We start from the raw sequence: 15,339 nt of genomic DNA, 5'->3' as shown, positions 1-15,339 counted from the left end.
CACCTGAAATGCAAAACGCCAACCCGAAGGTTGGCGTTTTGTTGAAACAAAAAGCGACTTAGCGCGGAACGACTGGCTTGCGAGCCGGTTTCGGCCCCTTGCCCTTGGCTGCTTCCTTGCGCTCCTTGGCCGCCTGCTGGTTGCGGGCGAATGCCGCAGCCTTGGCCTGTTCACGCTTGTCCCAAGGATTGCCACCGTCGCTGGCACGCGGCGGCAGGCCGTTGTGCTGGGTGAGAATCTTGGTGGTCTTCTCTTTCGCGACCTTGTGGCTGCCGGCCGGCGTCGAGTTCTTGCGACGGGCGCTCTGGTAGCTGTCGGTGGCAGGTTGGTGCAGCGGAATCAACTGATCCTTGCCCGGACCGATCAGATCACCACGGCCCATGCGAATCAACGCTTCGCGCAGCATCGGCCAGCCTTTCGGGTCGTGATAACGCAAGAACGCCTTGTGCAGGCGGCGCTGCTCTTCGCTCTTGACGATGGTCACGCCGTCGCTCTTGTAGGTGACCTTGCGCAGCGGGTTCTTGCCCGAGTGGTACATCGCGGTCGCAGTGGCCATCGGCGACGGATAGAACGCCTGCACCTGGTCGGCACGGAAACCGTTGCCCTTGAGCCACAGCGCCAGGTTCATCATGTCTTCGTCGGTGGTGCCCGGGTGCGCGGCGATGAAGTACGGGATCAGGTACTGCTCTTTGCCTGCTTCCTTGGTGTACTTCTCGAACATGCGCTTGAACTTGTCATAGCTGCCAATGCCCGGTTTCATCATCTGGTTGAGCGGACCTTCCTCGGTGTGTTCCGGGGCGATCTTCAGGTAACCGCCAACGTGGTGGGTCACCAGCTCTTTGACGTACTCCGGCGACTCGACCGCGAGGTCGTAACGCAGGCCGGAGGCGATCAGGATCTTCTTCACACCCGGCAGGGCACGGGCGCTGCGGTACAGCTGAATCAGCGACGAGTGGTCGGTGTTCAGGTTCGGGCAGATGCCCGGGAACACGCAGGACGGCTTGCGGCACGCGGATTCGATTTCCGGGCTCTTGCAGGCGATGCGGTACATGTTCGCGGTCGGGCCGCCGAGGTCGGAGATGACGCCGGTGAAGCCCGGGACCTTGTCGCGGATCTCTTCGATTTCGCGAATGATCGACTCTTCGGAACGGTTCTGGATGATCCGGCCTTCGTGCTCGGTGATCGAGCAGAAGGTACAACCGCCGAAGCAGCCACGCATGATGTTCACCGAGAAACGGATCATGTCGTAAGCAGGGATTTTCTCCTTGCCGTACGCCGGGTGCGGAACCCGTGCGTAAGGCATGCCGAACACGTAGTCCATTTCTTCAGTGGTCATCGGAATCGGCGGCGGGTTGAACCAGACGTCGACCTCGCCATGTTTCTGCACCAGCGCGCGGGCGTTGCCCGGGTTGGTTTCCAGGTGCAGCACGCGGTTGGCGTGGGCGTACAGAACCGGGTCGTTACGCACCTTTTCCATCGACGGCAGGCGGATCACGGTCTTGTCGCGAGTCATGCGCGGGCTGGCCAGGATCTGTACGACCTTGGCTTCCTCGGGATCATCCACCGGGCCCTTCTCTTGCTCGATGGCGCAAGCCTGGGTGTCCTGGGTGTTGACGTACGGGTTGATGATCTTGTCGACCTTGCCCGGACGGTCGATACGCGTGGAGTCGACTTCGTACCAGCCCTGCGGCGTGTCACGACGGATGAACGCGGTGCCGCGCACGTCGGTGATATCTTCGATCTTGTGCCCGTAGGACAGACGCTGGGCCACTTCGACGATGGCGCGCTCGGCGTTGCCGTACAGCAGAATGTCGGCGCTGGCGTCGATCAGGATCGAGTTGCGCACGCGATCCTGCCAGTAGTCGTAGTGGGCGATGCGACGCAGGGAAGCTTCGATGCCGCCGAGGACGATCGGCACATGTTTGTAGGCTTCCTTGCAGCGCTGGCTGTAGACCAGGCTCGCGCGATCCGGACGCTTGCCCGCCATGCCACCCGGGGTGTAGGCGTCGTCGGAACGGATTTTCTTGTCCGCGGTGTAGCGGTTGATCATCGAGTCCATGTTGCCGGCCGCGACGCCGAAGAACAGGTTCGGCTCGCCGAGCTTCATGAAGTCGTCTTTGGACTGCCAGTTCGGCTGGGCGATGATCCCGACGCGGAAGCCCTGGGACTCCAGCAGCCGGCCGATGATCGCCATGCCGAACGACGGGTGATCGACGTAGGCATCACCAGTGACGATGATGATGTCGCAGGAATCCCAGCCGAGCTGATCCATCTCCTCCCTGCTCATCGGCAGGAATGGCGCTGGCCCGAAACATTCGGCCCAGTACTTCGGATAGTCAAATAACGGCTTGGCTGCTTGCATGTCGATAACCGGTGTTGGCTTTCATTGAATTTCGCGGGCGCGGAATATAGCACAAATTTTGACCAATTCCGACGGCTGTGGTCGGAAATTGCGCCACGCCCATTCGCGAGCAAGCCCGCTCCCACATTTGAATGCATTCCAGGTGTGGGAGCGGGCTTGCTCGCGAAGGCGTCAGCTCAAACGATGAAGAATTTACTCATCGTCGTCGAAGTTGTAACTGCCCGGCGCGAGGTTTTCGAAGCGGGTGTACTTACCGATAAAGGCCAGGCGGATAAAGCCGATCGGGCCGTTCCGCTGCTTGCCGATGATGATTTCGGCGATGCCCTTGTGCTCGGTTTCCGGGTGATACACCTCGTCCCGGTACACGAACATGATGACGTCGGCGTCCTGCTCGATCGCTCCGGATTCCCGCAAGTCGGAGTTCACCGGACGCTTGTTGGGACGTTGTTCCAGGGAACGGTTGAGCTGCGACAGCGCCACCACCGGGCAGTTGAATTCTTTGGCCAGGGCTTTCAGGGATCGGGAGATCTCGGAAATCTCGTTGGTCCGGTTGTCACCGCTTGAACCCGGAATCTGCATCAACTGCAGGTAGTCGATCATGATCAGGCCGATGTCGCCGTGCTCACGCACCAGACGTCGGGTTCGCGCACGCATTTCCGACGGGCTGATGCCGGCGGTATCGTCGATGAACAGTTTGCGATCATTGAGCAGGTTGACCGCCGAGGTCAGGCGCGGCCAGTCGTCGTCCTCGAGCTGGCCGGAACGCACCTTGGTCTGGTCGATACGACCCAGGGACGAAAGCATACGCATGATCAGCGATTCGCCTGGCATCTCGAGGGAGTACACCAGCACCGCCTTGTCGCTGCGCAGTACGGCGTTTTCCACCAGGTTCATCGCGAAGGTGGTTTTACCCATCGACGGACGGCCGGCGACGATGATCAGGTCGGACGGCTGCAGACCGCTGGTCTTCTCGTCGAGGTCGGTATAGCCGGTGGACAGGCCGGTAATCGCGTCGGCAGTGTTGAACAGGGTGTCGATGCGATCGATGGCCTTGGTCAACAGTTCGTTGACCCCCACCGGGCCGCCGGTCTTCGGCCGCGCCTCGGCGATCTGGAAGATCTGCCGTTCGGCTTCGTCGAGGATCTCTTCGGCTGTACGGCCTTCAGGGTTGAAGGCGGCGTCAGCAATTTCGGTGCTGATACCGATCAACTGACGCAACGTCGCCCGCTGGCGAACGATCTGCGCATAGGCCTTGATGTTGGCGACGGACGGCGTGTTTTTCGCCAGCTCGCCGAGGTAACCGAGGCCGCCGACCTGGGACGTCTGACCTTCCTTGTCCAGTTGCTCTGCAAGGGTCACGACGTCGATCGGCATGTTCTGATCGGCCAGTTTGGCGATCGCACGGAAGATCAGACGGTGGTCATGTCGGTAGAAATCGCCGTCGGAGACTTGATCGAGCACGCGTTCCCAGGCGTTGTTGTCCAGCATCAGACCACCGAGTACGGCCTGTTCGGCCTCGATGGAATGCGGCGGCACCTTCAGGGCAGCGGTTTGCAGATCGTATTGCTCGGGAGCGGTGATTTCGTTCATGGCCACTTGGAGTCAGGTTTGAAAACGGGAGTACCAGAAAGACAAAGGGCACGACCTGTAAACAGGATCGTGCCCGATGTTACCGGCAAGCACCCGAGGGTGCCAGCCGACAAGTATTGCTTAAGCTGCTACCACGACAACGCGTACGGTGGCTTCAACTTCGGCGTGCAGGTGCACAGCCACGTCGAATTCACCCACGTTGCGGATGGTGCCGTTCGGCAGACGAACTTCGCTCTTCTGCACTTCAACGCCGGAGGCGGTCAGTGCGTCAGCGATGTCGTGAGTACCGATCGAACCGAACAGCTTGCCTTCGTCGCCAGCGGTGGCAGTGATGGTCACTTCCAGCTCGGCCAGTTGGGCAGCACGGCTTTCAGCCGATGCTTTACGGTCTGCGGCAGCTTTTTCCAGCTCGGCACGACGCTCTTCGAATGCAGCCAGGTTGGCAGCGGTCGCAGCGGTAGCTTTGCCGAAAGGCAGCAGGTAGTTACGGCCGTAACCGGCCTTAACGTTTACTTTGTCGCCCAGGTTGCCCAGGTTGGCGATTTTTTCCAGAAGGATCAGTTGCATGTGGAAATCCTCTTAACTTTTAACCTTCACCGTTCGCGTTATCGGTGTTTTTCGACACGTGACGACCGCGAAAATCAATCAGGCTGTCGACAATGGCCAGAACCACGAGCAACGGATAGAGCAGCTGCATGAACAACAGCAGCGTGACGTACAACCCCACCAGCCAGAAACCGGCCAGTCGCTTCTGCCCGACCAGCCCGTGAATCAGGGCGAGTCCGGCGAACACCAGCGGTACGCTGCACAACGGCGTCAACATGGCCATCTGTGCACCGAGATTCGGGCCCAGAAGCATCAACGCCAGCAGCAACATCGCCGGCCCCAGCGGGATCCGGATGACGCGAAACTCGCGACCAAAACCACCCGGGTTGTACAACAACGCTTGCCAATGCCGCCCGACAATCAGGCTCAGCACGCTGACGATCTGCAACAGAGCCGCAATCAGTCCGGTCAGGACTGGTGCAATCAGGGACGCGAAGCGCGCTTGCTCATCGACCGACAATTGCTTGTAGGTTTCACCAAGAAGCGCCGGCATGACCTTTATCAAGGCCTGCGCGAGCATCTCAATCTGGGCCGCAAACGCTGCCCCGAGCACCACTGAAAACACCACTCCAATCACTACGCTGACCAGCAGCGTGCGAACCCAGGACTCACTTGCGCGCAACACCAACGCAAGCCCCGAAGACCCCAGCAGCACCAGAAGTGCCCGTGGATCATCGGCATACAGCCACCAGACCAAAGCCGGCAGCAGCCCCAGAGACAGAACACCCAGGGCGTCCGTCAGTCCGCGCCGCAGAAGCACAAGGCTCCCGGCGGCAGCACCCAACCAATACAACAACGGCAATGTTGCACATCCGGCCACCACGAGAGTGGCCTGCATACGGCCTCGCATGATGAACTCAGCTAAGGCACGCATGCATTCAATCCTTTGCTACTTGTCGACTGCCCGGTCTCAGCGGCCGTGGCTGTCGGTGTAGGCCAGCAGGGCCAGGAAGCGGGCGCGCTTGATAGCGGTGGCCAGCTGACGCTGATAACGAGCTTTGGTACCGGTGATGCGGCTTGGAACGATTTTGCCGGTCTCGGATACGTAGGCTTTCAGAGTGTTGAGATCTTTGTAATCGATCTCTTTCACGTCTTCAGCGGTGAAGCGGCAGAATTTACGACGACGGAAGAAACGTGCCATTTGATAGGCTCCTTAAAAGGTCCGTGGATTACTCGTCAGCGTTATCGCTGTTGTCGCTGTCATCACCCTCAACGCCATCAGCGTCGGAGTGCTCAGGACGGTCGCGACGCTCACGGCGCTCACTGCGGTTTTCTTCAGCCTTGAGCATCTCGGACTGGCCGGTAACGGCTTCGTCGCGACGGATGACCAGGTTACGGATCACAGCATCGTTGTAGCGGAAGTTGTCTTCCAGCTCGGCCAGGGCCTTGCCAGTGCACTCAACGTTCAGCATCACGTAGTGAGCCTTGTGAACATTGTTGATTGCGTAGGCCAGTTGACGACGGCCCCAGTCTTCCAGACGGTGGATTTTGCCGCCGTCTTCTTCGATCAGCTTGGTGTAACGCTCAACCATGCCGCCGACTTGCTCGCTCTGGTCAGGGTGGACCAGAAAGATGATTTCGTAATGACGCATGAATGCTCCTTACGGGTTGTAGCCTGCCGCTCAAAAACGGTCAGACAAGGAGTGAATGACACTTATGGACTTGCTGGCGCGGGGCACATGCGTGCCTGCCGTCACAGCAAGGGGCGCAATTGTAGAGAAGGGACTGCGCAGGTGCAAGGCAATTGGTGATTATTTGAACAACCACCGATCTTCGACCTGACACAAAACACTGTGGGAGCGAGCCTGCTCGCGAATGCGATATATCAGGCAACATTATTGTCAGCTGACACACCCCTTTCGCGAGCAGGCTCGCTCCCACATTTGAACCGATTTCAGCTCAAGACTACTTCTTCGCGGCAGCTTTGGCCTTGGCGCCGCGTTGACGCTGCGCTTCGAACAGGCACACACCGGTGGCCACGGACACGTTGAGACTGCTGACGCTGCCGGCCATCGGCAGGTTCACCAGATAGTCGCAGTGCTCGCGAGTCAGGCGACGCATGCCTTTGCCTTCGGCGCCCATGATCAGGATGGTCGGGCCGGTCAGGTCCTGGTCATAAATGCTGACCTCGGCCTCACCCGCCGTGCCGACCACCCACAGACCGCGCTGCTGAAGCTTTTCCAGAGTGCGCGCCAGATTGGTCACCGCCACCAGCGGAATCACTTCCGCCGCGCCGCAGGCCACTTTACGCACCACCGGCGTCAGGGTTGCCGATTTGTCCTTGGGCACGATCACCGCCAGCGCGCCGGCAGCATCCGCCGACCGCAGGCAGGCGCCGAGGTTGTGCGGGTCGGTCACGCCGTCGAGCACCAGCAACAGCGGTGCGCCTTCGGTGCGGTCGAGCAGCTCGTCGAGCATCGCCTCGCCCCAGACCTGGCTCGGACTGACGTCCGCGACCACGCCCTGGTGTACGCCTTCAACCCAGGCGTCCATTTCGCGGCGCTCGGCCTGACCGATCTGCACACGATTTTCGTTGGCCAGCTCGATCAGGGTCTGCACGCGCGGATCGTTGCGGCTTTCGGCCAGCCAGATCTGCTTGACGCGTTTCGGGTGGTGACGCAGCAACGCTTCTACCGCGTGAACGCCGTAGATTTTTTCCAACTGACTCATGACTTCGCCTTCGGTTTACGCGACCCGCCACTTTTGGCTGGAGCCGAACCCGCTTTCGACGGGCCTTTACGGTGTTTGCTCGGTTTGGCTGGCTTGCCGCCGACGGCCTTCTCCGGCGCCGACCGTCCGGTCTTTCCCCCAGACGCCGCTTTACCACCGCTTTTGGCTTCGGCCAGCAAGGCCTTCTTCAATTCACGGCTTTTGCGCAGCTCGGCGTTTTTCGCCACGGCATCGCTCGGGCGATAGGCCTCGACGGCTTTTTCCTTGGCCGGACGACGGCTGGCGGTTTTCGCCGGAGCCTTGTCTTCCACAGCCTTGCTCGCAGGTGCTGCGGTATCGGCGCCACGTTTCTTGCGACCGATCGGCGCGCTGATGGTTTTTTCTGCCATCTCGAAGTCGATCTTGCGCTCGTCGAGGTCGACGCGCATCACGCGCACTTCAACGGTATCGCCGAGACGGAAGCTGCGACCGGTGCGCTCGCCCGCCAAGCGGTGATGCACAGGGTCGAAGTGGTAGTAGTCGCCCGGCAGCGCGGTGACATGCACCAGGCCTTCGACGTAGATATCAGTCAGCTCGACGAACAGGCCAAAACCGGTCACGGCGGTGATAACGCCCGGGAACGATTCGCCCACACGATCTTTCATGAACTCGCACTTGAGCCAGTTCACCACGTCGCGGGTGGCTTCGTCGGCACGGCGCTCGCTCATCGAGCACTGCTCGCCGAGTTGCTCCAGCGCCGCTTCGTCGTAGGGATAGATGCGCGCCTTCGGAATGGTCATCGCCCCGGCACGACGAACGTGCGGAGTGTCCTGTTTCGAATGGATCACGCTGCGGATGGCGCGGTGCGTGAGCAGGTCCGGGTAACGACGGATCGGCGAGGTAAAGTGGGTATAGGCCTCGTAATTCAGGCCGAAGTGGCCTTCGTTCTGGGCGCTGTACACCGCCTGACTCAGGGAGCGCAGCATCACGGTCTGGATCAGATGGAAATCCGGACGGTCCTTGATGCTCGCCAACAGGGCCTGATAGTCCTTCGGCGACGGGCCGTCCTTGCCTTTGTGCAGGGACAGGCCGAGCTCGCCGAGGAACGCGCGCAGCTTTTCCAGACGCTCCGGTGGCGGACCGTCGTGGACACGGTACAGCGCGGGGATTTCGTGCTTCTTGAGGAATTCGGCGGTGGCCACGTTGGCCGCCAGCATGCATTCCTCGATCAGCTTGTGCGCATCGTTGCGGGTGGTCGGACGGATTTCGGCAATTTTGCGCTCGGAACCGAAGATGATCCGGGTTTCCTGGGTTTCGAAATCGATCGCGCCACGCACGTGACGGGCAGCCAGCAACACTTTGTACAGCGCATAGAGCTGCTTGAGGTGCGGCACCACGTCGGTGTATTCGCCGCGAAGCTTGCGCGCTTCGGTGGCTTTCGGGGTTTCCAGCATCGCGCTGACCTTGTTGTAGGTCAGGCGGGCGTGGGAATGGATCACCGCTTCATAGAAGCAGTAGTCGGTCATTTCGCCGGACTTGGAGATGGTCATCTCGCAAACCATGGCCAGACGATCGACGTGCGGGTTCAGCGAGCACAGGCCGTTGGACAGCTGTTCAGGCAACATCGGCACCACGCGCTCGGGGAAATACACCGAGTTGCCGCGTACCTGGGCTTCGTTGTCCAGCGCCGAACCGATCTTCACGTAGCTGGAGACGTCGGCAATCGCCACGTACAACTTCCAGCCGCCGGAGAACAGGCGCAACTTGCCCGGCTTGGCTTCGCAGTAGACCGCGTCGTCGAAGTCGCGGGCATCTTCGCCGTCGATGGTGACGAACGGCAGATGGCGCAGGTCGACACGCTTCTCTTTGTCTTTCTCTTCGACTTCCGGCTTGAGCTTGGCGGCTTCTTTGAGCACCGCTTCAGGCCAGACGTGCGGAATGTCGTAGGTACGCAGCGCGACATCGATTTCCATGCCCGGCGCCATGTAGTTGCCGACCACTTCGACCACATCGCCTTGCGGCTGGAAGCGCGGCGTCGGCCAGTGGGTGATTTTCACCTCGACGAACTGACCGATCTGCGCGTTGGCGTTGCGGCCTGGCGTAACCAGCACTTCCTGCTGGATCTTCGGGTTGTCGGCAACGACGAAACCGATACCGCCCTCTTCGAAGTAGCGACCAACGATGGTTTCGTGGGCACGGGACACCACTTCGACGATCACGCCTTCACGGCGACCACGACGGTCGAGACCCGAAACGCGGGCCAGCGCACGATCGCCATCGAACACCAGACGCATCTGCGCCGGGCTCATGAACAGGTCATCGCTGCCGTCGTCCGGCACCAGGAAGCCGAAACCGTCACGGTGACCGCTAATGCGGCCGAGGATCAGGTCGAGCTTGTCCACCGGCGCATAGGTGCCACGGCGGGTGTAGATCAATTGAGCGTCGCGCTCCATGGCGCGCAGGCGGCGGCGCAGGGCTTCGATCTGGTCTTCTGTGGTCAGACCAAACTCTTCGACCAGTTGCTCGCGGGCAGCAGGCGAACCCCGATCGGCGAGATGCGCCAGGATCAGTTCGCGGCTGGGAATAGGGTTTTCATATTTTTCCGCTTCACGAGCGGCCTCGGGATCGAGGGACTGCCAATCGGCCATTAGAGAGTTTTCACCTTGTCTATATGCGGGTTAGTTTGGCATAGGCGCCATCAAACGGGAAATTTCCGACTATATAAGGCCCTTCTGGAGCCTTGTATCGACGCCTGAAAGCCCTTTTGAACACCGCTGGTAAAAAAATTCATTTTTTTTGCTGACAGGGGTTTACAGTTAAAAAGGCGCTCCGTATAGTGCGCGCCATCGACGACGTACACACGTTGACGAGATGCCCAGGTGGTGAAATTGGTAGACACGCCAGCTTCAGGTGCTGGTGACCTTACGGTCGTGGAAGTTCGAGTCTTCTCCTGGGCACCAATTTCGAGTTTGAGACTAGATCAGTTTCAAGGCTCACACAAAACCCGCGAAAGCGGGTTTTTTGCATTCTAAGGAACGGGTTTGTTAAAACTGATTAATTAAAATTAAATCAGGGGTTTACAGATCAAAAAGCGCTCCGTATAGTGCGCCACATCAACAGCGGCAACGCTCGCGATGAATGCCCAGATGGTGAAATTGGTAGACACGCCAGCTTCAGGTGCTGGTGACCTTACGGTCGTGGAAGTTCGAGTCTTCTTCTGGGCACCAATTCAAACTCAAGGTTACGACGTTGAGTTTCCCAAAAAACCCGCGAAAGCGGGTTTTTGTGTTTCTGGCGTTTGAAAACCTGCAAGACCTTGTGGCGACCAGCCTCTAGCAAACACTCAACCGACCCGCAAGGCGCACTTGAGAAACAATATCGTTTATCATTGTTGCAAGTTTTTGCAATGCGACAGTGAGGAACCCTGCGAATGATGTTTCGAAATACCCTGCGCCGCGGCTTGACCTTCACCCTGCTCGGCCTGGCACTCGCCACTCCCCTCACCCAGGCAGCCGATGCGGTTTCCCTGACGCTCTACAACGGTCAACACAAGGAAGTCGGCGATGCGATCGCCAAGGCTTTCGAGGCCAAGACCGGCATTCACGTCAACGTACGCAAGGGCAGCAGCAACCAGCTCGCCAGCCAGGTCATCGAAGAAGGCGACCGTTCCCCCGCCGACGTGATCTACACCGAAGAATCTCCTCCGCTGAACAACCTCGGCGAGCAAGGCCTGCTGGCCAAGACTGACGACGCCACGCTGGCGGTGCTGCCCAAGCAATACGTCGCCGGCAACGGCACCTGGATCGGTGTCACCGCGCGGGTTCGCGTGGTTGCCTACAACCCGAAACTGGTCGATGAGAAAGACCTGCCGAAGTCGGTGATGGAATTCTCCGATCCGAAGTGGCAAGGCAAAGTCGGCTTCGTCCCGACCAGCGGCGCATTTCAGGAACAGGCCGTGGCGATCATCAAGATGCACGGTCGCGACGCCGCCGAAGAATGGCTGACCGGCCTGCGCGCTTTCGGCAAGACCTACAGCAACAACATGGTCGCGCTCAAAGCCGTGGAAAACGGCGAAGTCGCCACCGTGCTGGTGAACAACTACTACTGGTTCGCCCTGCAACGCGAAAAAGGCAAACTCGACTCGAAACTGCATTACTTCACCGGCGGCGACGTCGGCGGACTGATCACTGTATCTAGCGCTGCCGTGCTGAAATCCAGCAAACATCCAAAAGAAGCCCAGCAATTCCTTGCCTACATGGCCAGTGAGGAAGGCCAGCGCGTGATCACTCAGACCACCGCCGAATACCCGCTGCACAAAGGTATGGAATCGGATCGCGGGCTCAAGCCGTTCAGCGAACTGCAAGCGCCAAACGTGACCCCGGCCGATCTGGGCAACGCCGAAGAAGCCTTGGACCTGGAACGTGAAGTTGGCCTGAACTGATGGCCACATCGTTATCCGCCCCCGCCGCGCGCGGGGGTTTCGTACCACGACGCAAGCGGCCGTCAATCTGGCTGGTGCTGCCGGTCTTATTGCTGGTGGTCATGAGCCTGTTGCCTCTGGCCTATGTCGGCCTGAAAGCCTGGCAGGCCGGCTGGGCCGAAGCGCTGCACCTGTTGTGGCGCCCTTATGTATTCGGTCTGCTGCGCAACACCCTGGCGTTGATGGTCGGCGTAACGCTGACTTGCGGCGTGATCGGCCTGTCACTGGCGTGGCTGCTGGAGCGCAGCAATCTGCTCGGACGACGCCTGTGGGGGGTGATTCTGTGCCTGCCGTTTGCGGTGCCGGCGTTTGTCAGCAGCTTCACCTGGGTGTCGTTGAGCGCGCAGTTCGAAGGCCTCGGCGGGGCGATTCTGGTGATGAGCCTGTCGAAGTATCCGCTGATCTTTCTGCCGGTCGCGGCGACCCTGCGCAACCTCGATCCGTCCCTTGAAGAATCCGCCCGCACCTTGGGACAGAATCGCTGGGGTGTGTTCTTCCGCGTCACCCTGCCGCTGCTCTGGCCGTCGCTGCTGGCCGGTTCGCTGCTGATTGCCCTGCACATGCTGGTCGAGTTCGGCGCGCTGTCGATCATCGGCCTGCAAACTTTCACCACCGCGATCTACCAGCAATTCGAACTGGAATTCAGCAACGCCAATGCAGCGATGCTTTCGGCGGTGCTGCTCGCGCTATGTCTGATGCTGTTGTGGCTGGAGCTGCGTGTACGCGGCAAGGGTCGCCATGTGCGCACCGGCCAGGGCGCAGCGCGTCAGGCCGAGCAAGTGCGGCTGGGGCCGTGGGCGGTTGCCGGTCAGTTGTATTGCCTGTTGCTGGCGATTGTCGGCAGCGGGATTCCGCTGGGCATGCTCGCGTACTGGCTGGCGGTGGGCTCATCGGCAGCCTTCCCGGTCGCGGCGATCACCGAAGCCCTGCTGTCTTCGCTGGCCTTGTCGCTCGGTGGCGCAGCGCTGTGCTTGCTGCTGGCGGTGCCGGTCGGGCTGCTGGTGGTGCGTTACAAGGGTCAACTGGCGATCTGGGCCGAACGCTTGCCGTATCTGCTCCACGCCTTGCCGGGCCTAGTGATCGCGCTGACACTGGTGTATTTCGCCCTGCACTACGTGCCGGCGCTGTACCAGACCTCGGCATTGCTGCTGATCGCTTATGCGCTGCTGTTCCTGCCATTGGCACAGGCGCCGATTCGCACGGCACTGAACAAGGCTGCGCCGCAGCTGGAAGAAGCGGCACGCACGTTGGGGGCATCGTCATTCACCGCGTTTTGCCGGGTGACCCTGCCGATCATCTTCCCGGCACTGGGTGCGGCGTTTGCGCTGGTGTTTCTGGATGCGATGAAGGAATTGACGGCGACGCTGCTGCTCAGTCCGACCGGGCTGAACACGCTGGCGACCGAGGTCTGGGCACATACGGCAAATGTCGAGTTCGCGGCGGCAGCGCCTTATGCGGCGTTGTTGATTGTGGTGTCGGGGTTGCCGGTGTATCTGCTGACGACGCGGATGTATCTGAGCCGCTGAAATCGCCTTCGCGAGCAAGCCCGCTCCCACAGCTTGACCGAGCCCCACCAGAGGAATGCGATCGAATGTGGGAGCGAGCCTGCTCGCGAAGGGGGAAACATCAGGCCCTGAACTGCCCCAGACTGGCCTTCAGCTGCGCCGCCAGCCCATCCAGTACCTTGCCACTGGCCGTGGTTTCCACCACCGCCTGCGCCGCTTTTTCGGCCTGGGCATGAATCGTTTCGACCCGTCCGCGCACTGCCTGCGCGCCCTGCGCCTGATGCGCCGCTGCCTGCGTCGCCAGACCGATTGCCGCGTGCACCTGCTCGACCGAGGCCTGCACTGACTGCTGCAACCGTGCGCTGTCGCGCAACACCAGCAAACCTTCGCTGGCCTGACGCCCCGCCTGACCAATCGCTTCTACCGCCTCACGCGCGCCCTGCTGCAACGCGACGATGTGCGCCTGAATGTCGCCGGTCGAGCTTTGCGTCTTGCTCGCCAAGGCGCGCACCTCGTCCGCGACCACGGCAAAACCGCGGCCGGTCTCACCGGCCCGCGCCGCTTCGATCGCCGCATTCAAGGCCAGCAAGTTGGTCTGCTCGGCTATGCCGTGAATCACCGTCAGCACCACTTCAATCTGTTCACTTTGTTGCGCCAGCCGCTCGATGACTTTCGCCCCGGTGTCGACCTGTCCTGCCAGCGCCTCGATCAGGCTGCCGACTTTCGCCGAGGTACGAGTGTTTTCATCGGTGGCCTGACGAATATCCACCACCTGCTTCAACGCCGCCTGCATGGCATGGCTTTCCGATTGCGCCTCGTCAGCCATTTGCGACAGCGCGCGCAGGCTTTCCGCCACTTCGTCACGCTGCATCCCGGCCGCTGCGTCGGCACCGGCATTGCGCAGGGTCATGGCGCCGATTTCCACACCGGTACGCTGGGCCACGTCGCCCGCCTCGCGCACGATCGGCTGCAACTTATCCACAAAGCGATTGACTGCCGAGGCCATGTCGCCGATCTCGTCCTTGCTGTTGATCTGCACGCGCTTGGTCAGGTCGCCCTCGCCTGCCGCCAGATCGTCCATCGCCGCGTTGAGCATCTTCAAGCGATTGACCACCCGGTGCCCCAGCACCACCGCCAGCAACAGCAGCACGCCGCAACCGACGAGTGCCAGGCCCATGCCGATGCGCCAGCGCAAGGTCGCGGCGGCTTCCTGCACGGTGCTGCTGGTATTGGCTTTCATCTCGGTCGCGGTGGATTGCGCCGACTGCAGACGCGCCTGCATTGCCGTCGCGCTATCGGCAGCGGCACCCTTGAGACTGTCGCCGACCAGTTGATCGCTGCTGGCGATCAGCGCCGAGAAGCGCTGGTCGAGCGCCGCCAGATCGGTGTCCACCGAAGCCGTCGATACGCCCATCAGCACCTTGCCGATTTCCACGCCGTTGGGATTGATCGAGGCCTCGAGGTAGTAGACCGACGGATCGTTTTTCGCCGCGTCCAGCACTTTATCCAGCGCGCGTTCGCCCTGGCCCTTTTCCAGCAAGGCCTTGTTGATCGGGTTTTCGCGGTTGAGATAACGCGTCAGGTGCTGTCCGGTGGCATCGTCGTAAACCACGAACAACACGTTGGGATTGCGCTGGGCGCGACGAGCAAATTCGGACAGGGTCGGCACGTCGCTGTCCCACATGGCGCGCGGCGCCACCGAGGCGAGCAACTGAGCCATGTCATTGGCCGAGTCCTTGAGATCTTTTTCCAGTGTCGTACGCAGTTGCGCCTGCTCTTCCTTCAGACGGGAAGACAGGCCGGCGGTCAGGCGCTGCCGGGTACTTGAGGAAAGGTTATCGAGGCTTGAGGTGACCTCGCGCCCGGCCTGCTCCAGTTCGCCGGAGAGCTTTTGGCTGTCAGCGCCCAGACGAGCGCCGAGATCGGCTTCCAGCGCCGTGACCGTGCTTCGTGTCAGGGCGACTGCCACCAGCACTTGCACCAAAAGGGCGATACCAAGGGTAACGAACACGGGCCGCAACAAACGGCTTTGTAACAGTGAGAGAACGGCCGACACTGTGAATCCCTCTACTTCTGACGCCATTAATTTGATGGCACTCTTGTAGGAAGATTTACAGCAAAGGTCATGCCGTCCAACAGGCATAAAC

Annotated in this window: 11 protein-coding genes and 2 tRNA genes; 4 read left to right on the top strand and 9 right to left on the bottom strand. The window is 60.6% G+C overall.

The features are described from left to right. Positions 1–58: 58 nt before the first annotated feature. The 8 genes from AC3WMV_RS05450 to rnr all read right to left on the bottom strand — a co-directional run bounded on the left by AC3WMV_RS05450 (position 59) and on the right by rnr (position 9,855). A complete protein-coding gene (locus AC3WMV_RS05450) occupies positions 59–2,362 on the bottom strand; it encodes a YgiQ family radical SAM protein (protein ID WP_027611423.1) in 2,304 nt (767 codons plus the stop codon). A 192-nt stretch (positions 2,363–2,554) separates the two neighbouring features. Next, on the bottom strand, positions 2,555–3,952 hold the full coding sequence (gene dnaB / locus AC3WMV_RS05445; protein ID WP_003221138.1) for a replicative DNA helicase: 1,398 nt from the start codon (positions 3,950–3,952) through the stop codon (positions 2,555–2,557). A 120-nt stretch (positions 3,953–4,072) separates the two neighbouring features. Continuing rightward, entirely contained in the window at positions 4,073–4,519 is a 447-nt protein-coding gene (gene rplI / locus AC3WMV_RS05440) for a 50S ribosomal protein L9 (RefSeq protein ID WP_003221136.1), read from the bottom strand. A 19-nt stretch (positions 4,520–4,538) separates the two neighbouring features. Next, on the bottom strand, positions 4,539–5,432 hold the full coding sequence (locus AC3WMV_RS05435) for a hypothetical protein (RefSeq protein WP_103368240.1): 894 nt from the start codon (positions 5,430–5,432) through the stop codon (positions 4,539–4,541). Positions 5,433–5,468: 36 nt separating this feature from the next. Next, positions 5,469–5,699, bottom strand: a complete 231-nt coding sequence (gene rpsR / locus AC3WMV_RS05430) for a 30S ribosomal protein S18 (RefSeq protein WP_002551829.1) — start codon at positions 5,697–5,699, stop codon at positions 5,469–5,471. A gap of 28 nt (positions 5,700–5,727) precedes the next feature. Then, the gene (gene rpsF, locus AC3WMV_RS05425; protein ID WP_003221133.1) at positions 5,728–6,150 is read right to left on the bottom strand and encodes a 30S ribosomal protein S6; all 423 of its coding nucleotides are present in this window, start codon (positions 6,148–6,150) and stop codon (positions 5,728–5,730) included. A 313-nt stretch (positions 6,151–6,463) separates the two neighbouring features. Continuing rightward, entirely contained in the window at positions 6,464–7,228 is a 765-nt protein-coding gene (gene rlmB / locus AC3WMV_RS05420) for a 23S rRNA (guanosine(2251)-2'-O)-methyltransferase RlmB (RefSeq protein ID WP_003221131.1), read from the bottom strand. Beyond that, positions 7,225–9,855 (bottom strand): ribonuclease R, encoded by a 2,631-nt coding sequence (gene rnr / locus AC3WMV_RS05415; RefSeq protein ID WP_103368239.1) that lies wholly within the window; start codon positions 9,853–9,855, stop codon positions 7,225–7,227. The genes rlmB and rnr overlap by 4 nt, the downstream gene beginning before the upstream one ends. A gap of 225 nt (positions 9,856–10,080) precedes the next feature. On the opposite strand from rnr, the gene AC3WMV_RS05410 reads away from it, so the two are divergent. From AC3WMV_RS05410 to AC3WMV_RS05395, 4 genes are all read left to right on the top strand, one after another. Continuing rightward, positions 10,081–10,167: transfer RNA gene (locus tag AC3WMV_RS05410), tRNA-Leu, on the top strand. 180 nt (positions 10,168–10,347) lie between these two features. Next, positions 10,348–10,434, top strand: a tRNA-Leu gene (locus tag AC3WMV_RS05405). Between the two features lie 203 nt (positions 10,435–10,637). Then, the gene (locus tag AC3WMV_RS05400; protein WP_003221127.1) at positions 10,638–11,648 is read left to right on the top strand and encodes an iron ABC transporter substrate-binding protein; all 1,011 of its coding nucleotides are present in this window, start codon (positions 10,638–10,640) and stop codon (positions 11,646–11,648) included. After that, on the top strand, positions 11,648–13,213 hold the full coding sequence (locus AC3WMV_RS05395; protein ID WP_103368238.1) for an ABC transporter permease: 1,566 nt from the start codon (positions 11,648–11,650) through the stop codon (positions 13,211–13,213). The genes AC3WMV_RS05400 and AC3WMV_RS05395 overlap by 1 nt, the downstream gene beginning before the upstream one ends. Positions 13,214–13,313: 100 nt before the next feature. On the opposite strand, the gene AC3WMV_RS05390 is transcribed toward AC3WMV_RS05395, so the two are convergent. Then, positions 13,314–15,248: a methyl-accepting chemotaxis protein gene (locus AC3WMV_RS05390; RefSeq protein WP_097089869.1), complete on the bottom strand. Its 1,935-nt coding sequence runs from the start codon at positions 15,246–15,248 to the stop codon at positions 13,314–13,316. Between the last annotated feature and the right edge of the window lie 91 nt (positions 15,249–15,339).

Source organism: Pseudomonas sp. FW305-3-2-15-E-TSA4 (assembly GCF_058787295.1).
Note: the sequence above shows the minus strand (reverse complement) of the source record. Positions and strands in the feature narration are given on the sequence as shown.